Annotated in this window: 22 protein-coding genes, 3 pseudogenes and 2 riboswitches; of the genes and pseudogenes, 16 read left to right on the forward strand and 9 right to left on the reverse strand. The window is 70.8% G+C overall.

Features of this window, described 5'->3' with window-relative positions; all coding sequences use genetic code 11:
* From AOK11_RS17060 to AOK11_RS17070, 3 genes and pseudogenes are all read left to right on the forward strand, one after another.
* Positions 1–270: pseudogene (locus AOK11_RS17060) on the forward strand (ABC transporter permease); the annotation flags it as partial.
* A 123-nt stretch (positions 271–393) separates the two neighbouring features.
* Positions 394–1,704, forward strand: coding sequence for a sensor histidine kinase (locus tag AOK11_RS17065; protein ID WP_079034907.1), 1,311 nt, complete (start codon positions 394–396; stop codon positions 1,702–1,704).
* Complete coding sequence (locus AOK11_RS17070) at positions 1,697–2,353, forward strand: response regulator (protein WP_055594581.1); 657 nt, start codon at positions 1,697–1,699, stop codon at positions 2,351–2,353. Before AOK11_RS17065 ends, AOK11_RS17070 begins: the two co-directional genes overlap by 8 nt.
* A 30-nt stretch (positions 2,354–2,383) precedes the next feature.
* Here AOK11_RS17070 and glgX read toward each other — a convergent pair whose 3' ends face one another.
* On the reverse strand, positions 2,384–4,672 hold the full coding sequence (gene glgX / locus AOK11_RS17075) for a glycogen debranching protein GlgX (protein ID WP_055594582.1): 2,289 nt from the start codon (positions 4,670–4,672) through the stop codon (positions 2,384–2,386).
* 344 nt (positions 4,673–5,016) lie between these two features.
* On the opposite strand from glgX, the gene AOK11_RS17080 reads away from it, so the two are divergent.
* The 4 genes from AOK11_RS17080 to AOK11_RS17095 all read left to right on the forward strand — a co-directional run bounded on the left by AOK11_RS17080 (position 5,017) and on the right by AOK11_RS17095 (position 9,494).
* The gene (locus AOK11_RS17080) at positions 5,017–6,252 is read left to right on the forward strand and encodes a L,D-transpeptidase (protein ID WP_055594583.1); all 1,236 of its coding nucleotides are present in this window, start codon (positions 5,017–5,019) and stop codon (positions 6,250–6,252) included.
* Positions 6,253–6,453: 201 nt separating this feature from the next.
* On the forward strand, positions 6,454–7,698 hold the full coding sequence (locus AOK11_RS17085; RefSeq protein WP_206188871.1) for a L,D-transpeptidase: 1,245 nt from the start codon (positions 6,454–6,456) through the stop codon (positions 7,696–7,698).
* Between the two features lie 251 nt (positions 7,699–7,949).
* Positions 7,950–8,717, forward strand: coding sequence for an enoyl-CoA hydratase/isomerase family protein (locus AOK11_RS17090; protein ID WP_055594585.1), 768 nt, complete (start codon positions 7,950–7,952; stop codon positions 8,715–8,717).
* A gap of 273 nt (positions 8,718–8,990) precedes the next feature.
* Positions 8,991–9,494: an ATP-binding protein gene (locus tag AOK11_RS17095; RefSeq protein ID WP_055594586.1), complete on the forward strand. Its 504-nt coding sequence runs from the start codon at positions 8,991–8,993 to the stop codon at positions 9,492–9,494.
* A gap of 42 nt (positions 9,495–9,536) precedes the next feature.
* Here AOK11_RS17095 and AOK11_RS45025 read toward each other — a convergent pair.
* Positions 9,537–9,746: pseudogene (locus AOK11_RS45025) on the reverse strand (muramidase); the annotation flags it as partial.
* On the opposite strand from AOK11_RS45025, the gene AOK11_RS40065 reads away from it, so the two are divergent.
* Positions 9,666–9,971: an AfsR/SARP family transcriptional regulator gene (locus tag AOK11_RS40065; protein ID WP_240497375.1), complete on the forward strand. Its 306-nt coding sequence runs from the start codon at positions 9,666–9,668 to the stop codon at positions 9,969–9,971. The pseudogene AOK11_RS45025 and the gene AOK11_RS40065 overlap by 81 nt on opposite strands.
* Before the next feature lie 100 nt (positions 9,972–10,071).
* On the opposite strand, the gene AOK11_RS17105 is transcribed toward AOK11_RS40065, so the two are convergent.
* Positions 10,072–10,479: a cold-shock protein gene (locus AOK11_RS17105; protein WP_055594588.1), complete on the reverse strand. Its 408-nt coding sequence runs from the start codon at positions 10,477–10,479 to the stop codon at positions 10,072–10,074.
* A gap of 403 nt (positions 10,480–10,882) precedes the next feature.
* On the opposite strand from AOK11_RS17105, the pseudogene AOK11_RS17110 reads away from it, so the two are divergent.
* A pseudogene (locus tag AOK11_RS17110) lies at positions 10,883–11,665 on the forward strand (transposase); the annotation flags it as partial.
* A 143-nt stretch (positions 11,666–11,808) separates the two neighbouring features.
* Here the strand turns inward: AOK11_RS17110 and AOK11_RS40070 are convergent.
* The 6 genes from AOK11_RS40070 to gcvT all read right to left on the reverse strand — a co-directional run bounded on the left by AOK11_RS40070 (position 11,809) and on the right by gcvT (position 17,241).
* Positions 11,809–12,201 carry a type II toxin-antitoxin system VapC family toxin gene (locus AOK11_RS40070; RefSeq protein WP_079034909.1) on the reverse strand — a complete coding sequence of 131 codons (393 nt, stop codon included), beginning with the start codon at positions 12,199–12,201 and terminating at the stop codon, positions 11,809–11,811.
* On the reverse strand, positions 12,198–12,470 hold the full coding sequence (locus tag AOK11_RS40075; RefSeq protein WP_079034910.1) for a hypothetical protein: 273 nt from the start codon (positions 12,468–12,470) through the stop codon (positions 12,198–12,200). The genes AOK11_RS40070 and AOK11_RS40075 overlap by 4 nt, the downstream gene beginning before the upstream one ends.
* A gap of 245 nt (positions 12,471–12,715) precedes the next feature.
* Entirely contained in the window at positions 12,716–14,083 is a 1,368-nt protein-coding gene (locus AOK11_RS17115) for an L-serine ammonia-lyase (protein ID WP_055594589.1), read from the reverse strand.
* Between the two features lie 174 nt (positions 14,084–14,257).
* Positions 14,258–15,532 carry a serine hydroxymethyltransferase gene (glyA, locus tag AOK11_RS17120; protein ID WP_055594590.1) on the reverse strand — a complete coding sequence of 425 codons (1,275 nt, stop codon included), beginning with the start codon at positions 15,530–15,532 and terminating at the stop codon, positions 14,258–14,260.
* Positions 15,533–15,547: 15 nt separating this feature from the next.
* Positions 15,548–15,925 carry a glycine cleavage system protein GcvH gene (gcvH, locus tag AOK11_RS17125; protein ID WP_055594591.1) on the reverse strand — a complete coding sequence of 126 codons (378 nt, stop codon included), beginning with the start codon at positions 15,923–15,925 and terminating at the stop codon, positions 15,548–15,550.
* Between the two features lie 182 nt (positions 15,926–16,107).
* Positions 16,108–17,241 (reverse strand): glycine cleavage system aminomethyltransferase GcvT, encoded by a 1,134-nt coding sequence (gcvT, locus tag AOK11_RS17130; protein ID WP_055594592.1) that lies wholly within the window; start codon positions 17,239–17,241, stop codon positions 16,108–16,110.
* A 35-nt stretch (positions 17,242–17,276) separates the two neighbouring features.
* A riboswitch (glycine riboswitch) is annotated at positions 17,277–17,399 on the reverse strand.
* A riboswitch (glycine riboswitch) is annotated at positions 17,400–17,499 on the reverse strand.
* A gap of 236 nt (positions 17,500–17,735) precedes the next feature.
* On the opposite strand from gcvT, the gene AOK11_RS17135 reads away from it, so the two are divergent.
* The 7 genes from AOK11_RS17135 to AOK11_RS17165 all read left to right on the forward strand — a co-directional run.
* Positions 17,736–18,404: an AAA family ATPase gene (locus AOK11_RS17135; RefSeq protein WP_055594593.1), complete on the forward strand. Its 669-nt coding sequence runs from the start codon at positions 17,736–17,738 to the stop codon at positions 18,402–18,404.
* Positions 18,405–18,488: 84 nt separating this feature from the next.
* Positions 18,489–19,283, forward strand: coding sequence for an enhanced serine sensitivity protein SseB (locus tag AOK11_RS17140; protein WP_055594594.1), 795 nt, complete (start codon positions 18,489–18,491; stop codon positions 19,281–19,283).
* A 166-nt stretch (positions 19,284–19,449) separates the two neighbouring features.
* The gene (locus tag AOK11_RS17145; RefSeq protein ID WP_055594599.1) at positions 19,450–20,199 is read left to right on the forward strand and encodes an enhanced serine sensitivity protein SseB C-terminal domain-containing protein; all 750 of its coding nucleotides are present in this window, start codon (positions 19,450–19,452) and stop codon (positions 20,197–20,199) included.
* Between the two features lie 430 nt (positions 20,200–20,629).
* The gene (locus AOK11_RS17150; RefSeq protein WP_055594595.1) at positions 20,630–22,300 is read left to right on the forward strand and encodes an ABC transporter substrate-binding protein; all 1,671 of its coding nucleotides are present in this window, start codon (positions 20,630–20,632) and stop codon (positions 22,298–22,300) included.
* A 104-nt stretch (positions 22,301–22,404) separates the two neighbouring features.
* Positions 22,405–23,409: an ABC transporter permease gene (locus AOK11_RS17155; protein ID WP_055594596.1), complete on the forward strand. Its 1,005-nt coding sequence runs from the start codon at positions 22,405–22,407 to the stop codon at positions 23,407–23,409.
* Between the two features lies 1 nt (position 23,410).
* Positions 23,411–24,370 carry an ABC transporter permease gene (locus tag AOK11_RS17160; protein ID WP_055594597.1) on the forward strand — a complete coding sequence of 320 codons (960 nt, stop codon included), beginning with the start codon at positions 23,411–23,413 and terminating at the stop codon, positions 24,368–24,370.
* 6 nt (positions 24,371–24,376) lie between these two features.
* Positions 24,377–24,860: ATP-binding cassette domain-containing protein (locus tag AOK11_RS17165; protein WP_157869385.1), on the forward strand; the 484-nt coding region annotated here is incomplete at its 3' end.

Raw genomic sequence — 24,860 nt, forward strand, 5'->3', positions numbered from 1 at the left:
TCCGCGCTGTCCCGCACGGCGAAGATCGCGGGAGCGGTGGGCTCCGCCGCGCTGTTCCCGGCGATGTTCTGCGCGGGTGTGTGGCTGCCGGTGCAGGCCATGCCGGACCTGCTCGCCGACATCGTCGGCTGGACCCCGTTCGGCGCCGCCGCCGAAGCCCTGAACCAGGCCGCCGCCGGTGACTGGCCCGGCTGGATCCACCTGGCCGTCCTGGCGGCCTGGACGGTGCTGCTGACGGCCGCCGCGGCACGCTGGTTCCGCTGGGAATGAGGGTGGGAGTGAGTGGGTGAGTGGGGACGTGAGTGTGTGGGCGAGCGCGCAGGCCGTCGCCGGGACGGGTAGGGGACCGGCGTCGGGACAAGCGTCGGGGCGGACGCGGATGAGAAGGGCGGCATGACGGTGGGCGGGGTGACCACGGACGACACGACGGCCGATGGCACGACGGCCGATGGCACGACGGCCGACGGCGTGGTCGAGCGGCGGTGGGCGGCGTTCCACCGCTGGGGACCGTACGTTCTGCTCGCCGCCGGCACCGTCCTCTCGCTGTCGGCCGCCGACGCGATCGGCACGACGGACGGCGAGCGCCGGCTGAGCGGCGTGCTGGTCGTCGTGGCCGTCGTCCTCCAACTGGCCTGGGGCAGGGCGGAAGACAGGCGCCCCGGACCGACCACCGAGAGCGCCTGCTACTACGCCGCCCGCTGGGCCGTCGGGTTCGCGCTCACCTGGACGAACCCGCTGTTCGCCTTCTACGCGGTCATCGGCTACTTCGGCGTCGGGCGCCAACTCCCCCGGCACCTGGTCAAGCCCGGCCTGATCGCCACCGCGGTGACACTGGCGGGCTCGCAGTCGGGCGGGCTGCCGCCGGGCGACGGCCTGGGCTGGGTGCTCTTCGGCGCGATCCTCCTGGTCAACGCCCTGCTGGTGGCCCTCTTCGCCCACTTCGGCGACCTGGAGGAGGAGCGCGTCCGGACACAGGCCGAGACCATCGCCGAACTGGAGCGCACCAATGCCGCGTTGCAGCAGGTCCTCGACGAGAACGCCGCCCTGCACACCCAACTCCTCGTCCAGGCACGGGAGGCGGGTGTCGCCGACGAACGCCGGCGGCTGGCCGCCGAGATCCACGACACCCTCGCCCAGGGCCTCACCGGCATCATCGCCCAGCTCCAGGCGGTGGCGGGCACGACGGACCCCGACCTGGTCCGCGTCCACGCGGGCCGGGCCACCGACCTGGCCCGCGAGAGCCTCGGCGAGGCCCGCCGCTCCGTGCACAACCTCGCCCCGGTCGCCCTCGACGGGGACGGACTGCCGCAGGCCCTGGAGAAGACGGTCGCCGAATGGGGCGAACGCACCGGCGCCCGCGCCGACTGCACCGTCACCGGCACCGCCGAACCCCTGCACGAGGAGGTCGCGGCCACGCTGCTGAGGATCGCCCAGGAGGCCCTGTCCAACGCCTCCCGGCACGCCGCGGCCACCCGGGTCGGCGTCACGCTCTCCTACATCGGCGACGAGGTCACCCTCGACATCCGCGACGACGGCCGCGGCTTCGACCCGCGCGTACGCCCCGCCCGCACCGGCAGCGGAGGCTTCGGCCTCGACGGCATGCGCGCCCGCGCGGAACGCATCGCGGGCTCCCTCACCGTGGAGTCCGAACCCGGCCACGGGACGGCGGTGTCGGCTCGCGTACCGTTGGTGCGCCATGACTGACGCAGACACCCCGACCGTCTCGGTCCTGATCGTCGACGACCATCCCGTCGTACGGGACGGTCTGCGCGGCATGTTCGAGGCCGCGCCCGGCTTCCGCGTCCTGGGCGAGGCGGCGAACGGCGTCGAGGCGCTGGAGCGGGCCGCCGCCCTCGATCCGGACGTCGTCCTCATGGACCTGCGCATGCCGGGCGGTTCGGGCGTGGACGCCATCCGGGAGCTGGCCCGCCGGGGAGCGCGGGCCGAGGTGCTCGTCCTCACCACCTACGACACCGACTCCGACACCCTGCCCGCGATCGAGGCGGGCGCGACCGGCTACCTGCTGAAGGACGCGCCGCGCGAGGAACTGTTCGCGGCCGTACGGGCGGCCGCCGAGGGCCGTACGGTCCTCTCCCCGGCGGTGGCCTCCCGTCTGGTCTCCGCGGTCCGTGCCCCCGCCGCCGAACCGCTGTCCGCGCGGGAACGCGAGGTCCTCGCCCTGGTCGCCCGGGGCACCTCCAACCGCGAGATCGCCCGCGAACTCTTCATCAGCGAGGCGACCGTGAAGACCCACCTCACCCACCTGTACGCCAAACTCGGCGTCAGGGACCGTGCCGCGGCCGTGGCGGTCGCCTACGAGCGCGGCATCCTCGGCCGGCCGGACGCCGGCTGAGCGACGGTCCGGTGTCCGGCCGGTGCCGCGTCAGCCGACCGCCCGCAGCAGCAGCACCGTCCGTCCCCCCACCGTGATCGTCGTGTCCGCCGGGTGGGCCGTGTCCGGCGGGGACTCCTGGTCCTCCCGGCCGGTGTCGACGACCACCTCGTAGTGCCGGGCCCACGGCGGGCCCGGGAGGCGGACGGCCGCCGGCCGGTCACCGGCGTGGAGGATCACCAGGAAGCTGTCGTCGAGGACGCGTTCCCCGCGCTCGTCCCGCTCCGGGACGTCCCGGCCGGAGAGGTACATGCCGAGGGTGGCGGTGGGCGCGTACCAGTCCTCCTCGGTCATCTCGGTGCCCCGCCCGGTGAACCAGGCCAGGTCGCGCAGTCCGTCCGCGGAGTGGGCGTGCCCGGAGTAGAAGGTCCGGCGGCGCAGCACCGGATGGCGGCGGCGCAGGGCGATCAGCCGGGACGTCAGCTCGAACAGGGCCTTCCAGCCGGGATCGTCCAGCAGACTCCAGTCCACCCAGCCGGTCTCGTTGTCCTGGCAGTAGGCGTTGTTGTTGCCGCGCTGGGTGCGCCCCATCTCGTCACCGGCGACCAGCATCGGCACGCCCGTGGACAGCAGCAGCGTGGCCAGCAGGTTGCGCAGCTGCCGCCGCCGCAGGGCCAGGACGTCCGGGTCACCGCTCTCGCCCTCGGCGCCGCAGTTCCAGGAGCGGTTGTCGTCCGTGCCGTCCCGGTTGCCCTCACCGTTGGCCTCGTTGTGCTTGCGCTCGTACGACACGAGGTCGCGCAGGGTGAATCCGTCGTGCGCGGTGACGAAGTTGACCGAGGCGTACGGGCGCCGTCCGCCCCAGTCGTAGAGGTCGCTCGAACCGGAGAGCCGGTAGCCGATCTCCCGCAGATTCGCGGCCCCGGGCCGCCAGAAGTCCCGTACGGCGTCCCGGTACCGGTCGTTCCACTCCGACCACAGCGGCGGGAACGCCCCCGCCCGGTAGCCGCCGGGGCCCACGTCCCACGGCTCGGCGATCAGTTTCACCCCGCGCAGCACCGGGTCCTGGGCGACCACCGAGAGGAACGGGGCGAACATGTCGACGTCGTCCCCGTCCCCGGTGCGGGCCAGCGCCGCCGCCAGGTCGAAGCGGAAGCCGTCGACGCCCATCTCGGTCACCCAGTAGCGCAGCGAGTCCGTGATCAGACGCAGCACCTGCGGCCGGACGACGTCCAGGGTGTTGCCGCAGCCGGTGTAGTCGGCGTACCGGCGGGCGTCGGCCCGGAGCCGGTAGTGGCCGCGGTTGTCGATGCCCTTCAGGGACAGGGTGGGGCCCAGTTCGTTCGCCTCGGCGGTGTGGTTGTACACCACGTCGAGGACGACCTCGATGCCCGCCGCGTGCAGCGCGCGCACCATCCGCTTGAACTCGCCGACCTGCTGCCCGCCCGTTCCGGTGGCCGCGTAGCCCGCGTGCGGGGCGAACCAGCCGACGGAGTTGTAGCCCCAGTGGTTGCGCAGCCCCCGCCGCAGCAGATGGTCCTCGTGCGCGAACTGGTGCACCGGCAGCAGCTCCACGGCCGTCACCCCCAACCGCACCAGGTGCTCGATCGCGGCGGGATGGGCCAGCCCCGCGTACGTGCCGCGCAGTTCCCCGGGAATGCCGGGGTGCCGCTGGGTGAACCCCTTGACGTGCAGTTCGTACAGGACCGTGTCCGCCCACGGCGTCCCGGGCCGGTGGTCGTCGGCCCGGTCGTCGTCATCGTGGACGACGACGCCCTTCGGCACGTACGGGGCGGAGTCCCGGTCGTCGCGCACGGTGTCCGCGACATGCTGCTCCGGCCAGTCCCGGACGTGCCCGTACACCTGGGGCGGCAGGCCGAACGTGCCGTAGTCGCCGTCCACCGCGCGGGCGTACGGGTCGAGCAGCAGCTTCGCCGGGTTCCAGCGGGCGCCGGTCCACGGATCCCAACGGCCGTGCACCCGGTAGCCGTAGCGTGTGCCGGGCAGGACCCCCGGTACGAAACCGTGCCAGACCCCCTCCGTCAGTTCGGTGAGCCGGGCGCGGCTCTCCCCGCCGTGCTCGTCGAACAGGCACAGCTCGACGCCCTCGGCGCCCCCCGCCCACAGGGCGAAGCCGGTCCCCGCCACCCCGTCCGGGCCGGTGCGGAAGTGGGCACCCAGCGGGGCGGCCGGGCCGGGCCGCACCGGCACCGTCGCCGGCACAGGCGCGGCCGCCCGCACGCCGTTCACGGCGACGGCCGGGCGTCCGTCGCCGGTGACCCGGTCCCCGGTCACCGCCCCCCGCCCGGCCACCGCCTCCTGCTCGGCTGCGCTGGACACCTGTCAGCCTCCCGCGGCTCATCATGGGACGACGGCGGGCAGGGGAGTGCGGCCACCCGGTTCCCCGGGCGTTCCTCGGCTCCGGCCGCGGCTCCCCGGCGCGTCGTCCTCCCCACAGTTCTGCCCAGAGCATGCCGCGCACTCACGTTTCCCCGGGGTGCACCCTGACGTTCTCCGGGGGCGCACCCTCGCGCCGCCCCGGGGTGGGGGCGCACACGCGTGTCCCTCCGGGGCACACGCGCGCGTCCCTGCGGGGTGCGGCGGAGACGGCCGGGCGGAGAGGACTGTTCCCCGAGGGGACGCATGGTCGTTTCCCCACGGCGCACACCGTCGTTGGGTAGCGCGTGAGCCACGTACAAGGGCGCGCACGGCGCGCGAGGGCCGCACTGGCCGCCGTAATGACATGGGCAGGACTGTTGGCCGGGGCCGTCGGCTGTACCCCGGACGGTCCCGTCGCAGGAGCGTTCGGCCCCCCGGGGCCCGAGGAGGTGATCCGGGTCGTGCCCGCCGACGCCAGCAAGGAGGTGCGCCCCGACCAAGTGCTGCGGGTCCGGGCGTCCGAGGGCCGGCTGGAGTCGGTGAAGGTCGTCCGGTCCCAGGACGCGCGGGAGACCCCGGTCCCCGGCCGGATCTCCGCCGACGGACAGACCTGGGAGCCCGACGACGAACGGCTCGCGCTGGCCGCGAAGTACACGGTCGACACCGTCGCCCTGGACGACGACGGGCGCCGTGCGGCCCGCCGCACCACCTTCACGACGTACGTCCCCGAGCAGCGCTTCATCGGCTACGTCGCACCGGAGGACCGTTCCGTCGTCGGCACGGGGATGATCGTCTCCCTGGCGTTCAACCGCGAGATCGTCCACCGCGCGGCGGTCGAACGCGCCGTCCGCGTCACCTCCCGTCCGGCCGTCGACATCCGCCCGCACTGGTTCGGCAAGGACCGCCTCGACTTCCGGCCCGAGGAGTACTGGAAGCCCGGCACCGAGGTCACCGTCGAGCTGGACCTGCGGGACGTCGAGGGCGCATCCGGCGTCTACGGGCTCCAGCACCGCACGTTCTCGTTCACGGTAGGCCGCGGCCAGGTCTCGGTGGTCGACGCGTCCCGGCACACCATGGAGGTGCGACGGGACGGCGAGGTGCTCGCCACGGTGCCGGTCACGGCCGGGGCGCCGAAGACCCCCACGTACAACGGGAAGATGGTGATCACCGAGATGCTCGAGGTCACCCGGATGAACGGCGCGACCGTCGGCTTCACCGACGACGACGGCAAGGGCGAGTACGACATCCCCGACGTCCCGCACGCCATCCGCCTGACCGAATCCGGCACCTTCCTGCACGGCAACTACTGGGCCGACGAGGACGTCTTCGGCGACACCAACGTCAGCCACGGGTGCGTGGGACTGCGCGACGTGAAGGGCGGCGGCGCGGACACCCCGGCGGGCTGGTTCTTCGACCGCAGTCTCGTCGGCGACGTCGTCGAGGTGGTCAACAGCAAGGACCGGACGGTCGCCCCGGACAACGGCCTCGGCGGCTGGAACATGTCCTGGGAGAAGTGGACGAAGGGCGGCGCCGTGAAGTGAACCCGGACGCCCCGGAGCGCCCTCACGCGCGGATGGCCGAAAGGGCGTCCTGGTTGTGTCCCGTGGGCCGTTGGAGTTTGGAACGGAACGGTGACACACCGACCGCCTCCAACCCCCCTGGCCTGTGGTTACTATGCGCCGAGGCGCGCGAGGGGCGTGCGGGGCGCGGGCCGGGGCAGGCCCGCCGAGGGGAGAAAACAAGTGAACGTGGGGCCGATATCGGGGGCGTCGGTTGACGCGCGGAGGCGCGGCGGCAGGAAGCTCGCCGCGCTGGCACTCGGGGTGATGCTGGCGGTCACGGCGTGCGGCGGGGGGACCGGCCCGGATTCCGGGTCCGGCTCGGACGACGGCAAGGCCAAGGACGCCACCGCGGCACGGAGCAAGCAGTCCGAGGCGGTCATCGGCATAGCGCCCGAGGACGGCGCCGAGTCCGTGAAGACCAGCGGTGCGCTCAAGGTCGACGCGGCCAAGGGCAAGCTGACCGAGGTCGTCGTCAAGGACCCGGACGGCGAGAGGATCGACGGGGAGATATCCGGCGACGGCGCCCACTGGACGCCGTCGACCCACCTGGCCGCCTCCACCAAGTACACCGTGCACGCGGTCGCCAAGGACTCCGCCGGCCGCACCGCCGCCGAGGACTCCAGCTTCACCACGCTGACCCCGAAGAACACCTTCGTCGGCACCTTCACCCCCGAGGACGGCTCCAAGGTCGGCGTCGGAATGCCGTTCTCGCTCCGCTTCACCCGGGGCATCACCCACCCCGAGGACGTCGAGAAGGCCATCCGCATCACGACCGAGCCGGCCGTCGAGGTCGAGGGGCACTGGTTCGGCAACGACCGCCTCGACTTCCGCCCCGAGAAGTACTGGAAGCCCGGCACCAAGGTCACCGTCGACCTCAACCTCGACGGCGTCGAGGGCCGCCCCGGCGTCTACGGCGAGCAGGCCAAGACCGTCTCCTTCACCATCGGCCGCAGCCAGGTCTCCGTCGTCGACGCCAAGAAGCACACCATGAAGGTCGAGCGGGACGGCAAGGTCATCAAGACGATCCCGATCACCGCCGGCGCCCCCGGCACCGAGACGTGGAACGGCCGGATGGTCATCAGCGAGCGGCTCGCGGTCACCCGGATGAACGGCGAGACGGTCGGGTTCGGCGGCGAGTACGACATCAAGGACGTCCCGCACGCCATGCGCCTGAGCACGTCGGGCACCTTCATCCACGGCAACTACTGGGGCGGCGGCGCCTTCGGCAACTACAACGCCAGCCACGGCTGCATCGGCCTGCGCGACACCCGTGGCGGCTGGGACAAGAAGGCGCCGGGTTCCTGGTTCTTCGAGAACTCCATGATCGGCGACGTGGTCGTCGTGAAGAACTCCAACGACGCCACCATCGCCCCGGACAACGGCCTCAACGGCTGGAACATGTCCTGGGAGAAGTGGAAGGCCTGATCGCGCGGCCTTCCGCACGACGTACGCGGCCCCGGTGCGAGGTACGGCACCGGGGCCGCCGGCGTCGGTCGCCTTGCCGTCTCTGTCCGGGGGCGACCCCGTACTCCCGGCCGGATGTGATCGACCGCACCGGCCCGCTTGCCGTTAGTCGCCGTGCTGTGTCCGTCCGGGGGGGGCGACCCCCGTGCCCCCGGCCGGATGTGATCGACCGCACCGGCCCGGTTGCCGTTAGTCGCCGTTAACCTGCTGTCATGACCGTACATCTCGAAGTCGCCGAGGGCGTCGGCACGCTGCGCCTGGACCGCCCGCCCATGAACGCGCTGGACGTCGCCACGCAGGACCGGCTGAAGGAACTCGCCGAGGAGATCACGCGCCGCGAGGACGTGCGCGCCGTGGTGATCTTCGGCGGCGAGAAGGTGTTCGCGGCGGGCGCGGACATCAAGGAGATGCAGGCCATGGACCACACCGCGATGGTCCTGCGCGCCCGCGCCCTGCAGGACTCCTTCACGGCGGTGGCCCGCATCCCCAAACCGGTGGTGGCGGCGGTGACCGGCTACGCGCTCGGCGGCGGCTGCGAGCTCGCGCTCTGCGCGGACTTCCGCATCGCCGGGGAGAACGCCAAGCTGGGCCAGCCCGAGATCCTGCTCGGCCTGATCCCGGGGGCCGGCGGCACCCAGCGCCTGGCCCGCCTCATCGGCCCGTCCAAGGCGAAGGACCTCATCTTCACGGGCCGTCAGGTGAAGGCCGACGAGGCGCTGGCGCTGGGTCTGGTAGACCGTGTGGTGCCCGCCGCCGAGGTCTACGAGCAGGCGCACGCGTGGGCCGCGAAGCTCGCCAAGGGTCCTGCGATCGCCCTGCGCGCGGCCAAGGAGGCGGTCGACACCGGTCTGGAGACCGACATCGACACCGGCCTCGCCGTCGAGCGCAACTGGTTCGCGGGCCTGTTCGCCACCGAGGACCGTGAGCGGGGGATGCGCAGCTTCGTGGAGGACGGCCCCGGCAAGGCGAAGTTCCTCTGAATCTCCCTCCGAGGGCTTGCAATTGACGCGATGTCTGATCCGGGTCCCTCGATAGGGCGGTTTATGGGAGCCTTAACGCACCCTTAAGCCTGTCGTGTCGAGGGAGCCCGTCGATTGCCGCGCAGCGAACCGTTCCCGCAGGCCGCACGGGCCGCCGGTACCCCCGAAGCGTCAGAGGCATATGCCAGTGGCCTGTCCTGCGGCGAGGGCGTACGGGGGGCGCATTCCGACAGAACGGCCCCGGGCGTCCCGTCGGACGTCCATGATGGGGGCATGGCGGGGCTGGATGGCAGGGAACAGCCGCGGGGAGACGGACGTGCGACCGCGTCGCGCTGGTCGCCGACGGTCGAGGACGAACACGCTCAGAAGGCGCTGGAGTTGTTCGGCGATCCGTCGCAGGCCGAGGTCCCGCTGCCGTCCCGCCCGGAGTCCGCGGCCACCGCCCGCCGGCTCACCCAGGTCGTGATCCTGCGCCACTGGGGCCTGGGGCCGGCGAACACCGAGGACGCCGTCCTCCTCGTCTCCGAGCTCGTCGGCAACGCGGTGCGCCACACCGGGGCCCGCGTCTTCGGTCTCCGGCTGCGCCGCCGCCCCCGCTGGATCCGCGTGGAGGTCCGCGACCCGTCCCGCAGCCTGCCCTGCCTCATGCCGGTCCAGGAACTGGACATCAGCGGGCGCGGTCTCTTCCTCGTCGACACCCTCGCCGACCGCTGGGGCGTCGACCTCCTGCCCCGGGGCAAGACGACCTGGTTCGAAATGCGCGTCACCGACCGCTGAACGGTCCTGCCACCCGGCCCCCGTCCCCGTGGGCGGTTGCCCTCAGGCGCCGCCCGCCCACTCCTCGAGGGCGGCGCGGTCGGGGAAGGCTGCGAGGCCGGTGTCCACGGGATCGTCGGTGTGCTGGTGGAAGCGCCACTTCGCCTTGATGCGGGGCTCGCCCGCGGTGACGTGGTCGGCGATCCACAGTCCGTCGCCCGCGTAGGACGTCGTGTCGACGTTCAGCCGGAAGTCCCGGTTGCAGTACAGGAGGTGCGGACCCGGATGCTCATCGGGGAGGGCCGGCCGCCGCAGGCGGTGGTCGCCGCCGACGGGCTGGTCGGTCGCGATCCCCTGCGCGAGACCTCATGGGTGATCCTGCTGCGGGCGCTGTGCGCCGCCGGCCGGGGCGCGGAGGCGCTGCGCCGGTACGAGACCGTACGCCGCACCCCGGCGGCTCGGCTCCGGCGGGACCTGGGACTCGCATCCGGGTACTGACCCGACCGCGCCGGAGCCCGACCGCGCCGGAGCCCGACCGCGCCGGAGCCCGACCGCGCCGGAGCCCGACCGCGCCGGGGCCCGGCTCACCGTGCCCGGCTCACCCGTCGCACCAGCCGTGGGTCTTGCCGAACTGCAGCAGCCCGCGGCGCGCCTGGAGGATCTGCTCGCCGGTCAGCGTCGGCGCGGCGGACAGCAGGACCTCCGTGACCTCCTGGAGGTACTCCTCGGCGGTGAGCACGTCGCACAGCGGGTCCTCGCCGTCCGGATGCCTGCCCGCCCCGGCGGAGGACACCGGGCCGGCCCCCTGGGCCAGCCGCACGCCCGAGGCCTTCAGCCCCCGGTCGCCCTCCTCGATCTCGAACTCCACGGTGACCCCGGGACGCAGCTGATGCTCCGGAATCCGCACGTCGTTGACGTGGAGGAAGACGTCCTCCCCGCCGTGCTCCGGAGCGATGAACCCGTAACCCCGTACGGCGTCGAACCGCACCACACGACCAGCAACCATGGTTTCCAACCCCCAACAGAACACCGGAGCCCAGGCCCGGACCCCATGCCCGGAACGGAACCCGACCAGCCAGGCCAACATACGCCGTCCGCCGCGCCCCGTCCCCTCAGCACTCGATGATGTCGACCGCCGGTCCGCCCCGCGCGGTCTCCTTGTACTTGACGGACATGCTGGACGCTTGTGAGCGTGGGTGTGACCTGCGTATTTGGCTTGACAAGCCTGACTTGCGGCATGGCCAGGGAGTTTTCAGGGACATCCTTTAGCTTGATCTTTAACGTCCGACGTCGAATGGTGCGTCGAACTTGATCACTCGGTTCGGTAACCGGCGTACACCGAAGCGGCCTTCGTGCTGAACATGTGCTCCGACCAAGGAACACACACGTTCAGCACGAAGGCCGTAAAAATGAGTCTGCTGCATCATGATCCCCGGCAGGAACCGTTGGCGGAACTGTCATGCTTCCGGGGCGAGTTCTACTCCTGCCTGACCGCTCGTTCGGACGCGTTGTTCGAGCTGGCCGATGCTGTCCTGTGCGGCGACGGGCCGGTGAGGTCGCTGGCCGAACTGTCGCTGGTGGGCGAACACCGCCGCGGCCATGGCGGGCTCTACGCCGCCGTGGCCCGCGGAGGCATCGATGTCCGCCAGCTGCGGCGGGCACTGGCCCAAGTGCCGCTGCCGCGGGCCGTTGACGGCCGGCTGGTCCTGGCCGTCGATGTCACCTGCTGGCTGCGGCCCGACGCCCACACCTCACCGCAGCGGATCCTGTGCCACACCTACGGACGCGGCAAGGACCAGCACATCCCCGTCCCCGGCTGGCCGTACTCCATCGTCTGCGCGCTCGAGCCCGGCCGCAGCTCGTGGACCGCGCCGCTGGACGTACTGCGTCTGGCGCCGGGGGACGACACCGCCACCGTCACCGCCCGGCAACTGCGCGACCTGCGCCAGCGTCTGATCGCCGCAGGACAGTGGCAGGCAGGCGACCCGGACATCCTTATCGTCGCGGACGCCGGATACGACGCACCCCGCCTCGGCTTCCTCCTGAGGGACCTGCCCGTGCAGGTGCTGGCCCGGATGCGCTCGGACCGCGTCCTGCGCAAAGCCGTCCCGCCCCGGCAGCCGCACACCCTGGGCCGCCCGCCCCGGCACGGAGGTGAGTTCGTCTTCGGACAGCCCGACACCTGGGGCACCCGCCTCCGGTGCTACCGGTGGTCCGGGCTGTGCGGAAAGACGGCGTACTTCAGTGCACCGACAGCGGGCGCCCAGATGAAGGGACAGAGCTGCGTCGATCAGCAGGGAGCCGGAAGCCGCGGCAGGCTCGGCATCGCACTGCGTCAAATTTTGATCACACGGACGCCAGTGCCACACAGCATCAGGAGGTCCTCGGGATCTGACGTCAGGATGGTCACGGGGGAGGGAGAAGCCATCGCGGTGGCGGCTACGATCGCGTCGAGAGCGTATTTGTGGCCGTGGAAGCCGGCTGAAGCGAGGAGCTTGCTGGCGCGGCGGGCGATGATTTCATCGGGTGGTATGACGTTGATGCGGGAGACGGTGTAGTCGAATCGGGCCTGATGAGTCTTCGGGTCGCGTGCTTCGACGAGGGTGACGGAGCTGGTGACGACTCGGATGTCTTCGGCCTCTGCGGCGGAAAGCCACTCGGTGAGCTCCGGTGTGCGTCTGACGAGTTTGGACAGGCCCTCACAGTCCAGGACGAGGGTGCCGCTCACGCCGCGTCCGCCGAGCCGACCGTGTCACCGCGAAGGAGGGCTCGTTTGGCTTCGACCGCTGCCTGATTCACGGGTCCATGTTCGGCTTCGGCGTCTTCGATGAGTTCACGCAGCCGGTCGCGCTCCAGCTGGCGCTGGATGAGGGTCTCGACGTAGGCGGACATACCGCGCTTGCCGGTACGTGCCTTGAGGGCTGCGATAGTGCCCTCGTGGAGGGAAACGGAGACCGGGCGGATTGGACCTTCACCGGGGGCCGGGGAGGCAGTCATGCCACGACTTTAACAAGTTTCTTGTTATTGCGCTGGGGTGATCCTGCCGTTCGACGCCGCTCGAAAAGTAGTGGTCCGGCGTGCGGTGAATGCCACGAAGCTCCAGGTCGGAGGCCCGTCTCGGGCGATCGCTCCAGGGACTTTCACGCCTGTCCCAGAGAGAGCCGAGGGACTTTCCGCCGAGCAGGCAGGGAAGGCCCCGGCGGCGCTGAAAAAAGCAAACGCGCTGGCCAGGGCCTACAACCTCAGCACTCGATGATGTTCACCGCCAGCCCGCCCCGCGCGGTCTCCTTGTACTTGACGGACATGTCGGCGCCGGTTTCCTTCATGGTCTTGATGACCTTGTCCAGGGACACCTTGTGCGAGCCGTCGCCGCGCATCGCCATCCGCGCGGCGGTGACCGCCTTCACCGCGGCCATGCCGTTGCGCTCGATGCACGGGATCTGGACCAGACCGCCGACCGGGTCGCAGGTCAGGCCGAGGTTGTGCTCCATGCCGATCTCGGCGGCGTTCTCGACCTGTTCCGGGGAACCGCCCATCACCTCGGCGAGGGCGCCCGCCGCCATCGAGCAGGCGGAGCCGACCTCGCCCTGGCAGCCGACCTCGGCGCCGGAGATGGACGCGTTCTCCTTGAACAGCATGCCGATCGCACCGGCCGCCAGCAGGAAGCGGACCACACCGTCCTCGTCGGCACCGGGGACGAAGTTCATGTAGTAGTGCAGGACGGCGGGGATGATGCCGGCCGCGCCGTTGGTCGGGGCGGTGACGACCCGGCCGCCTCCGGCGTTCTCCTCGTTCACGGCCATCGCGTAGAGCGTGATCCACTCCATGGCGAGGGCCTTCGCGTCGCCCTCCGCACGCAGCTTGCGCGCCGTGTTCGCGGAACGCCGGCGCACCTTCAGGCCGCCCGGCAGGATGCCCTCGCGGGACATGCCGCGCGCCACGCACGCCTGCATCACCCGCCATATCTCCAGCAGGCCCTCGCGGATCTCCTCCTCGGTCCGCCAGGCGCGCTCGTTCTCCAGCATCAGCGCGGAGATGGACAGACCCGTCTCCCGGGTCAGGCGCAGCAACTCGTCGCCCGTGCGGAACGGGTACTTCAGGACCGTGTCGTTGAGCTTGATGCGGTCCGCGCCCACCGCCTCCTCGTCGACGACGAAGCCGCCGCCCACCGAGTAGTACGTCTTCTTCAGCACCTCGGCGCCGGACGCGTCGTACGCCCACAGGGTCATGCCGTTCGCGTGGTACGGAAGCGCCTTGCGGCGGTGCAGCACCAGGTCGTCGTCGAAGGAGAACGCGATCTCGTGCGTGTCGAGCAGCCTCAGACGGCCCGAGTCCTTGATCTTCTCCACCCGTTCATCGGCCGTCTCCACGTCCACCGTGCGGGGCGAGGCGCCCTCCAGACCGAGCAGCACCGCCTTGGGCGTGCCGTGCCCGTGGCCGGTGGCGCCGAGCGAGCCGTACAGCTCCGCGCGGACCGAGGCGACCGGGTCCAGCAGCTCCTCGTGGTGCAGCCGCCGGGCGAACATGCGGGCGGCCCGCATCGGGCCGACCGTGTGCGAGCTGGACGGCCCGATGCCGATCGAGAACAGGTCGAAGACCGAGAGGGCCACGGAAGGACTCCTAGGGGTTCGGCGGACGCCGCTGTCCGCCGGGGGGTGGTTCGCGGTGATACGGATGCGGGGAACGGAACGGTGTTCACAGGGGGTGCACGACGCGGGGCATCGCGCCCACTGCCCCAGTGTGCGCGATGCCCCGGACGGTCGTACGCATCAAAGCGTACGAAACTACTTCAGACCGGGGTACAGCGGATGCTTCTCCGCGAGAGCCGTCACCCGTGCCCGGAGCGCCTCGGCGTCGGCGGCCCCGAAGGGGGAGGGCGCCTTCAGCGCCTCGGCGATCACGTCCGCCACCTCGGTGAAGTCCTCGGCGTCGAAACCGCGGGTGGCCAGGGCGGGCGTCCCGATCCGCAGACCCGAGGTGACCATCGGAGGGCGCGGGTCGTTCGGGATCGCATTGCGGTTGACGGTGATGCCGACCTCGTGGAGACGGTCCTCGGCCTGCTGCCCGTCCAGCTCGGAGTCGCGCAGGTCGACCAGGACCAGGTGCACGTCCGTGCCGCCGGAGAGCACGTCCACGCCCACCGCCTTGACGTCGTCCTTCATCAGGCGCTCGGCCAGGATGCGGGAGCCCTCCAGGGTGCGGCGCTGGCGGTCCTTGAACTCCTCGGACGCGGCGACCTTGAAGGCCACCGCCTTGGCCGCGACCACATGCTCCAGCGGGCCGCCCTGCTGGCCGGGGAAGACCGCGGAGTTGATCTTCTTGGCCAGCTCGGCCGTGGAGAGGATCACCCCACCGCGCGGACCGCCGAGGGTCTTGTGCGTGGTCGTGGTGACGACGTGGGCGTGCGGGACCGGGTTCGGGTGCAGGCCCGCCGCGACCAGACCGGCGAAGTGCGCCATGTCGACCATCAGGTACGCGCCGACCTCGTCCGCGATCCGGCGGAACTCGGCGAAGTCCAGCTGCCGCGGGTACGCCGACCAGCCGGCGACGATCAGCTTCGGCCTGCTCTCCTTGGCCAGCCGCTCGACCTCGGCCATGTCGACCCGGCCGTCGTCGCCGACGTGGTAGGCGACCACGTCGTAGAGCTTGCCCGAGAAGTTGATCTTCATGCCGTGGGTCAGGTGCCCGCCGTGCGCGAGGTTCAGGCCCATGATCGTGTCACCGGGCTTGAGCAGCGCGAACATCGCGGCGGCGTTGGCCTGCGCGCCCGAGTGCGGCTGCACGTTGGCGTGCTCGGCGCCGAACAGCTCCTTGACCCGGTCGATGGCGATCTGCTCGATCACGTCGACGTGCTCGCAGCCGCCGTAGTAGCGGCGGCCGGGGTAGCCCTCGGCGTACTTGTTGGTGAGGACCGTGCCCTGGGCCTCCATGACCGCGACCGGGGCGAAGTTCTCCGAGGCGATCATCTCGAGGGTGGACTGCTGGCGGTGCAGCTCGGCGTCGACCGCCGCGGCGACGTCCGGGTCGAGTTCGTGCAGCGGGGTGTTCAGAAGCGACATGGGACTACGGCCTCCTCAGCCCTGGATGAAGGCGTCGTACTCGGCGGCGGAGAGCAGGTCGGCCGGCTCGTCGGTGACCCGCACCTTGAACAGCCAGCCGCCCTCGAAGGGGGCCGAGTTCACCAGCGAGGGGTCGTTCACCACGTCCTCGTTGACCTCGGTGACCTCGCCGGTGACCGGGCAGTACAGGTCGCTGACCGACTTGGTCGACTCCAGTTCGCCGCAGGTCTCGCCCGCGGTCACGGTGTCACCGAGCTCGGGGAGCTGGACGAACACGACGTCGCCGAGCGCGTTGGCCGCGTGCTCGGTGATGCCGATGGCCGACACGCCGTCCTCGGCGGCCGACAGCCACTCGTGCTCCTTGCTGTAACGCAGCTGCTGGGGGTTGCTCATGGCCTGGACTCTCCTGTACGCGGTGGAATTGCTGATGATTCGGAAACTACGGGAAGTACGGGACGTACGCGTGAGCGGGTACGACCTGCCCTGCTCACCCGTGTGAGGTGTGAGGCCCCGGAGACCCTTGCGCCGACGCGCGAGGGCCTGGAAAGCCGTCCCGAAGCGGTCCTGCGGCGGTGCTACTTCTGCCGCTTGTAGAACGGCAGCGCCACGACCTCGTACGGCTCGTGGCTGCCGCGGATGTCCACACCGACACCCGCCGTGCCCGGCACCGCGTGCGCCACGTCGACGTACGCCATCGCGATCGGCCGGCCCAGCGTCGGGGAGGGCGCGCCGGAGGTGACCTCGCCGATCACCTCGCCGCCGGCGACCACCGCGTACCCGGCGCGCGGGACCCGGCGGCCCTCGGCGACCAGGCCGACCAGGGTGCGGGGCGGGGTCCGCTCGGCGCGGGCGGCGGCCTCGGCCAGGGCGGCGCGGCCCACGAAGTCGCCCTCCTTCTCGAACTTCACCACCCGGCCGAACCCGGCGTCGAACGGGGTCAGGGAGGCGCTCAGCTCATGGCCGTACAGCGGCATGCCGGCCTCCAGACGCAGCGTGTCCCGGCAGGACAGCCCGCACGGGATCAGGCCGACGCCCTCGCCCGCCCCGGTCAACGCCTGCCACAGCTCCACCGCGTGCTCCGGCTTCACGAACAGCTCGAAGCCGTCCTCGCCGGTGTAGCCGGTACGGGCGATGAGGGCGGGGACGCCCGCGACCGTGCCGGGCTGCCCGGCGTAGTACTTCATGCCCTCGAGATCGGTGTCGGTGAGGGACTGCAGGATGCCGGGGGACTCGGGGCCCTGCACCGCGAGCAGCGCGTACGCGTCGCGGTCGTCACGGACCTCGGTGTCGAAGCCGGCCGACCGCTCCACGAGCGCGTCCAGCACCACCTGGGCGTTGGAGGCGTTCGCGACGACCAGGTAGCGGGGGGACCCGGCCTCGGTGTCGTCGAGCCGGTAGACGATCAGGTCGTCCAGGATGCCGCCGTCCTCGCGGCAGATCATGGTGTAGCGGGCGCGACCGGGCTTGACGGTCCCGATGTTGCCGACCAGCGCGTGATCGAGGAACCGGGACGCCTGCGGGCCGGTGACGGTGATCTCGCCCATGTGGGAGAGGTCGAAGAGACCGGCCCCCGTCCGCACGGCGTTGTGCTCGTCGCGTTCGGAGCCGTAGCGCAGGGGCATGTCCCAGCCGGCGAAATCGGTCATCGTGGCACCGAGCGAACGATGCAGGGCGTCGAGCGCGGTCCGGCGGAGTTCGGTACTGCTCATCGGTCGGTCTCCCAAGGCAGGACAGGCGAGGTCTTTCCTCCCCATCTGTCATCGGAACCTGAGAGGTTCGCCATGACCGTCCGCGCAGGGGACGACCACGGCTTGCACCTTGGGTGGAGCCACCGGCGACTCGCACGGGGCCCGCTTTTCAGATGTGCCTCGCCCACGCGGTAACGGTGCCTGAGAGATTCAAGGGAGGGACTTGCTCCTTCGGCGCCCCGGCGGCAACGGTGCCGGGGACTCTCCCGCGCGGATTCAAACGGCCGGTATGCAGTTGGCGCGCTCATCATTGCACGCATCGCGGGGCCGCGGCAGGGGGACCCTTCTGGGAGGAGCGCAGGGTATTCGGGTGTTCACGCACGGCTGTGACAGGCCTGTGTCGGGAAAGGGACGGAAACCGGAGGCCCCGGCGTTACCGTCTCTTTACACTCGGCGGGGAGGGATTCCGGTACCTGGGCACAGGGCCGGGCAGCCCCCAGGGGAGGACACACACGGTGAACAAGGCCACGGCGTACGCCACCACCACGGGCGTCACGCTGCCCGAGCGGCAGGCCCCCTCGGCCCGGGAGGCGTGCGGCACCCTGCCCGCGCCCGTCGTCCGCGACCTGCGCGAGCGCGCCGGCCGCAGCCCGCACACCCTGCTCTTCGGCCCCCGCGACCTCGTCGTGGTCACCGGACTGCCCGGCAGCGGCAAGTCCACCCTCATGCGGCGCGCGGCGCGCGGCACCCCCGTCGACTCGCAGGACACCCGAGACCGCTGGGACCGCAGCATGCCGCGCCTCCTGCCGTACGCGGTGTACCGGCCCCTGGTCCGTCTCGCCCACTACGCCGGACTGCGGCGCGCCCTGCGCACCGGCGAGGGAGTCGTCGTCCACGACTGCGGCACACAGGCCTGGGTGCGCCGCTGGCTGGCCCGGGAGGCCCGCCGCCGGGGCGCGGACCTGCATCTGCTGCTGCTCGACGTCCCCCCGGAGCAGGCCCTGGACGGCCAGCGCGAGCGCGGCCGCGGGGTCTCCCGGTACGCCTTCCGACGCCACCGCGCCGCCATCGACCGGCTGCTGACGTCCGTGGTGCGCGGCGACCTGCCCGCGGGCTGCGGCTCGGCCGTCCTGGCCGACCGCGACGCGGCGAACGCGCTGCACCGCATCGACTTCACGGACTGACGGCCGCCCGGACGGGCCCACCGCCGGACGCGGCAGCGGTTAGCCTTTCAGCCACAGCAGTGGTTCCAGGCAGGCGGTAGGCAGATGGACTTCCCGGCGGGCTTCCCGGCACAGACTCACCCCCATCCGCACGGCGGATGGCCCGGCAACGAGCTGGAGGAGGTGCTCTCCGCCTCCCTGGGCGTCCCCTCGGGCGACGGCCGGATCATCGAGGTACTGGGCCGGAGCCACCTGTGGGTACCGCTGCCCAACGGCGGCGGACCGGACAGCGGCCCGCTGGACCTGCCCACGATGGAGATCGAGGGCCAGGCGTACGTCCCGGTCTTCAGCTCCGAGGAACAGTTCCGTCAGGTCGTCGGGTCCCACATGTCGTTCACCGTCGCGCCCGCGGTGGAGTTCGCGCGCGGTCTGCCGCCGCAGGCCGGGATCGCCGTGAACCCCGGGGGAGTGGTCGGCATCCCGTTGCCGCCGCCCGCCGTCGCCACCCTGTGCCGTGCCGGACGCGGACCGCTGGACGGACCCGCGAGCGGAGGCCGGGTCAAGCTGTTCGAACCCGACTGGCAGGACGACCCGGTGGACTTCCTCGCCGCCGCCTCCGCGGAGTTCGAGGCCCTCGGTATCGTCTCCACCGCCCGCCGCTGCCTCGCCGAGATCGAGACGGCCGAACCGGTGCTGTTCGTCGGCGTCGAACTGTCCCCCGCCGAACTGACCCGTACGGAGGGCGACCTGAGGGCCGCGCCGATGGACGCGGTGGGCCGCGCGCTGGGCCGCGAACCGGTGAAGTGGCCCGTCAACCTGGTCCTCCTGGACGTGGCCCAGGATCCGGTCGGCCAGTGGATGCGCGACCGCGTCCGCCCCTTCTACCAGTGGACGCGCTGAGGGGGCCGCGGCGCCGCCGGAGGACGGCCGCGCACCGGCAGAGCTCCCCGGGGCCGAGAGGCGCTTAAGCTAGGTTCATTGGCTCGAGCGAGGGCGTTGTACGGGTGGTACGGAGGGGCGATACAAAGTGAGCGCAGGCACCGCGGCGGCCGGGCAGGTCGAGCACATGCTGCGCCAGGTGACACCGGGGCGTTACGACGCCTACGAGGCGTTGCTGCGCGCGCTCGCGACCCCCTCCTCCGGCCATGTCTGGATGCTGTTGTGGCAGGGCCAGGCGGGCTCCCCGGACGCCCAGTACGGGAACATGGAGGTCGACGGCTTCGGCTACGCGCCCTGCGTGACCTCCGCCCAGGAGCTGTCCGCCAGTGGCTGGAACCGGTCCTACGAGGTCGTCGACGGCCTCGAGGCCGCCCGCGCCCTCTACCCCGACCGCTACGGACTCTGGCTCAATCCGCACGCCCCCGGCGGCGGCCTCGGCATCCCCTGGCTCGATCTGCGCAGGCTCGCCACCGGCCTCGACCGCCAGCCCGCCGGCCCCCTGCGGCTGTCCGAACCCGCCATCGAGATCCCGCAGTTCTACGCCCTGCTCGCGCAGAACGCGCACCGCACCCCCGCCGTCCGCTCGCTGCGCCGTACCTGGGTGCAGCCGTCGCTGGGCGCCCCGTACCTCGCCATCGGCCTGGACGTGTACGACACCTCGCCGCCGGCCGTGGACGCGGTGCGCGCGATGATGCAGCAGTCCCTCGGCGCGATCCCGGACGGGCTCCCGGTGTCGACCGTCGCGATGTCCGACGAGCACGACCCGGTCGCGATGTGGCTGCGCGCCCATGCCCGCCCGTTCTACGACCGCGAGGCCCACGGCGCCGCCGCGCCCCCCGCCGCGGGCTCCGGCTATCCGCCCGCGCACCAGCGCTGACCGGGCCGTATACGGGAGAAGCGGGTACGGCCGGGCACCGGCCGCACCCCCCCTGTGCTGACTCAGCGTGACGGTGTCCACAGAGTGGACGGGAGCGCCGGCGGAGGGGGACCGCGCTGCCGTCGGGTGCCGGTTTCGTGACAGGTTTTCAGCCATGTGCGCTCAGCGATCACCGGTTGACCGCCTGTCACCTGCGGTTTCACCCCTTCTTCACGCCGCCCGAAGCTTCCCGGAGGGGAGTGGAGGGGGAGTCGAATGTATCGGGATGGTTAATTCCTGGCGGAGGGACGCCTGAAGAGTCCCTTATGTCAACTGTTCAGATCTCAGGTGGGTATCACCGCTATCCGGACTGTTCTCGACTCGCTGTGAACATCTGTAGTGTTCGGCCGGTCAAGATGCATCCACATAGCGGACCCGGAGTGGCCCCAATATGCGCATATCCAAGTCCCGAGCCGCTCGGGCGATCACGGCCGCGGTGGCGGTCGCTCTGATCGCCACGGGCTGCTCCAGCGAACGGGACAGTGACAACAAGAGCGACGGCGAGAAGGACACCTTCGTCTTCGCCGGTGCCGGTGACCCGGGCTCCCTGGACCCTTCCCTCGCGAGCGACGGTGAAACCTTCCGCGTGACGCGGCAGGCGTTCGAGGCTCTCATCGAGCACGAGTCCGGCGGCAGCGAAATGGTCGGCGGCCTCGCCGAGAAGTGGTCGAGCAACGACGAGGGCACCGTCTGGACCTTCGACCTCCGCAAGAACGTGAAGTTCCACGACGGTGAGGCCTTCAACGCCGCGGCCGTCTGCGCCAACTACGACCACTGGTTCAACTGGACGGGCACCTACCAGTCCAGTGCGGTCTCCTACTACTGGCAGACCATCATGGGCGGGTTCGCGAAGAACGAGGACAAGGAAACGCCCGAGGCGAACTACAAGTCCTGCACCGCGAAGGACGAGAACACCGCCGTCATCGAGGTCAAGGAGCCCTCCGCCAACCTCCCCGGCGGCTTCTCCCTGAACGCCCTGGCGATCCACTCGCCGAAGGCGATCGAGGAGTACAAGAAGCAGGACGCGTCCGCCAAGGGCGACGCCATCACGTACCCCAAGTACAGCCAGGAGGCCGGCACGGTCGCCGGTACCGGCCCGTACAAGATCACGAAGTGGAACAAGGGCAACAAGGAAGTTTCCCTCGAGCGCTTCGACGGCTACTGGGGCGAGAAGGCGAAGATCAAGAACCTGGTCTTCCGTACGATCTCCGATGAGCAGACGCGCCGTCAGGCGCTCCAGGCCGGTGACATCGACGGCTACGACCTGGTCGCACCGGCCGACGTCAAGACCCTCGAGGACCAGGGTTACGGCGTCCCGACCCGTGGCGTCTTCAACCTCTTCTACGTGGGCATGAGCCAGGAGGCCAACCCCGCGCTCAAGAAGAAGGAAGTCCGCCAGGCCATCGCGCACTCCATCGACCGTGAGAACCTGGTCAAGACCCAGCTGCCCGAGGGCGGCAAGGTCGCCGACCAGTTCATGCCCGACACGATCGAGGGCTACTCCAAGGACGTCAAGCAGTACGCGTACGACACGGGCGAGGCCAAGAAGCTCCTCAAGAAGGCCGGCCAGGAGAAGCTGAAGGTCGACTTCTGCTACCCGACCGAGGTCACCCGCCCGTACATGCCTGCCCCGCAGGACCTGTTCGAGCTGATGAAGGACGACCTGGAGAAGTCCGGCATCACGGTCACGCCGAAGGCGATGAAGTGGGCCCCGGACTACCTGGACGCCACCGAGGCGGGCTCCTGCGACCTGCACATGCTCGGCTGGACCGGTGACTTCAACGACGGCTTCAACTTCATCGGCACCTGGTTCGCCGGGTACGACAAGCAGTGGGGCTTCAAGGACAAGAAGGTCTTCGACGCCGTGAACGCCGGCTCGAAGCTCGGCAAGCACGACGAGCGCATCGCCGCGTACAAGAAGGCCAACGAGGTCGTCATGGAGTACCTGCCGGGTGTCCCGGTCTCGTCCTCCCCGCCGGCCATCGCCTTCGGCAAGAACGTGAACCCGCCGAACGTCTCCCCGCTGACGCAGGAAGTCTTCTCCGAGGCCTCCTTCAAGTAAGCAAGCAGTAGCTGCCCAAGCACAAAGGGTCCGCCCGGCCGTCGAAACTCACGGCCGGGCGGGGCCATTCATGGAACACATCACGCAAGAAAGGGGCATGCGGGGTGCTGCGTCTCGTCGTACGAAGACTGCTCCAGCTCATACCCACGCTGCTCGGCCTGTCGGTACTGCTCTTTCTGTGGCTCGACCGGCTGCCCGGCGGACCCGCCTCAGCGATCCTGGGGGAGAAGGCCACCGAGGCCGAAGTAATTCGCATCAACCGCGCACTCGGGCTGGACCAGCCCGTCTACGTCCAGTACTGGCGCTTCCTCAAGCGCATCGCCGAACTCGACCTGGGCACCTCCACCCAGACCGGACAGCCGGTGTGGGACGAGTTCGTCCTGCGCTTCCCCGCGACCGTGGAGCTGTCCCTCCTCGCGATCCTCCTCGCCGTGGCCGTCGGTATCCCGCTCGGTTACTTCGCCGCCCGCAACCGCGGTGGCTGGCTCGACGTCACCGCGGTCTCCGGCTCGCTCATCGGCATCTGCATCCCGGTCTTCTTCCTCGCCCTGATCCTCAAGAGCGTCTTCGCCGTCCAGCTCGGGATCTTCCCCGTCTCCGGACGCCAGGAGACCGGCATCGACGCCACGAGCGTGACCGGCTTCGCCGTCCTGGACGGCATCCTCACCGGGGAGTTGGACGCCGCCGGGGACGCGCTCCATCACCTGATCCTGCCCGCCGTCGCCCTGGCGTCCATCCCGCTCGCGGTCATCGTGCGCATGACCCGCGCCAGCGTCCTCGAGGTGCAGGACGAGGACTACGTCCGCACCGCCGAGGCCAAGGGCCTCAAGCGGAGCGTCGTCCGCGGCCGGCACGTGCTGCGCAACGCGATGCTCCCCGTGGTGACCGCGGTCGGCCTCCTCACGGGCTCCCTGCTGTCCGGCGCGGTCCTGACCGAGTCCGTGTTCGACTTCGGCGGCATCGGCTCCTTCATCCGGACCGCGATCGACGGCCGCGACTACCCCGTGCTCGTCGGGTTCATCATGTTCATCGCGATGGTGTACGTCCTGATCAACCTGCTGGTGGACGTGGCGTACAGCCTCATCGACCCGAGAGTGCGGGTGCACTAGCGTGAGCGTCGCAACCAAGACCGAAAAGATCCAGCGGCTCGCGGAACTGACCGCGACCAAGGAGACCAGCACCGGCGCAAGCCTGTGGCGGGAGGCCTTCCGCCGTCTCCGGCGCAGCAAGATGGCGATCATCGGCGCGGCCGTCATCGCCCTGTTCGTCCTCGTCGCGATCGTCGGGCCCTACCTCACCCCGTACGCCCCGACTGCCCAGACCTGGCGGGGCGAGGTCTTCCCCAACCGGGGCGAGTTCGTCGGACCGCGCGGCGAGAACTGGTTCGGACTCGACCACCTCGGCCGGGACCTGTTCTCCCGCATGCTGGTCGGCGCCCGCCAGACGCTGCTCGTCGGCGTCGTCGCCACGCTCATCGGCCTGATCATCGGCTTCCTGATCGGCGGCCTCTCCGGAGCCGCCGCCACCCTCGGCGGCGACACCGGACGGCGCATCGACTCCGTCATCATGCGCTTCATCGACATGATGCTGGCGATGCCCTCGCTGCTGCTGGCCGTGTCCATCGCCGCCGTCATGGGCCAATCGCTCACCACCGTGATGATCGCCGTGGGTGTCGTCCAGATCCCGGTGTTCGCCCGGCTGCTGCGCGGCTCCATGCTGGCGCAGGGCGGCGCGGACTACGTGCTCGCGGCCAAGTCCCTCGGTGTGCGCAAGCGGCGCATCGTGGTCTCGCAGATCATCCCCAACTCGCTCAGCCCGGTGATCGTGCAGGCCACGCTCTCCCTGGCCACCGCGATCATCGAGGCGGCCGCCCTGTCCTACCTGGGCCTGGGCAACCCCGACCCGGCGATCCCCGAGTGGGGCGTCATGCTCGCCCAGGCGCAGCGCTTCTTCGACAACGCGCCGATGATGGCGGTCTACCCCGCCGTCGGCATCATCATCACCGCCCTCGGCTTCACCCTCCTCGGCGAGGCCATGCGGGAAGCCCTCGACCCGAAGCTGAGGGGCTGAACCACCATGTCTCTGCTCACTGTCGACGAACTGACCGTCACCTTCGGCGGCCGCGGCCGCAAGGAGTCCCGGGCGGTCGACGGCGTCTCCTTCGAGGTCGACCAGGGCCAGGTCGTGGGCCTGGTCGGCGAGTCCGGCTGCGGAAAGTCCGTCACCTCCCTGGCCCTGATGGGCCTGCTGCCCCACAAGGGCGTCACGGTCGGCGGCCGCGCCGACTTCGACGGCACGGACCTGTTCACCATGAGCCCGTCCGCCCGTCGCGACCTGCGCGGCAGCAAGATGGCGATGATCTTCCAGGACCCGCTGTCCTCGCTCAACCCGGTCGTGCCGATCGGCGTGCAGGTCACCGAGATCCTGGAGCGCCACCGCGGGATGAAGGGGGAGGCCGCCCGCAAGGAGGCCGCCCACCTGCTGGACCGGGTCGGCATCCCCGACCCGACCCGGCGGCTCAAGGAGTACCCGCACCAGCTCTCCGGCGGTATGCGCCAGC

The sequence above is a fragment of the Streptomyces hirsutus genome (assembly GCF_001418415.1).
GTDB lineage: Bacteria > Actinomycetota > Actinomycetes > Streptomycetales > Streptomycetaceae > Streptomyces > Streptomyces hirsutus.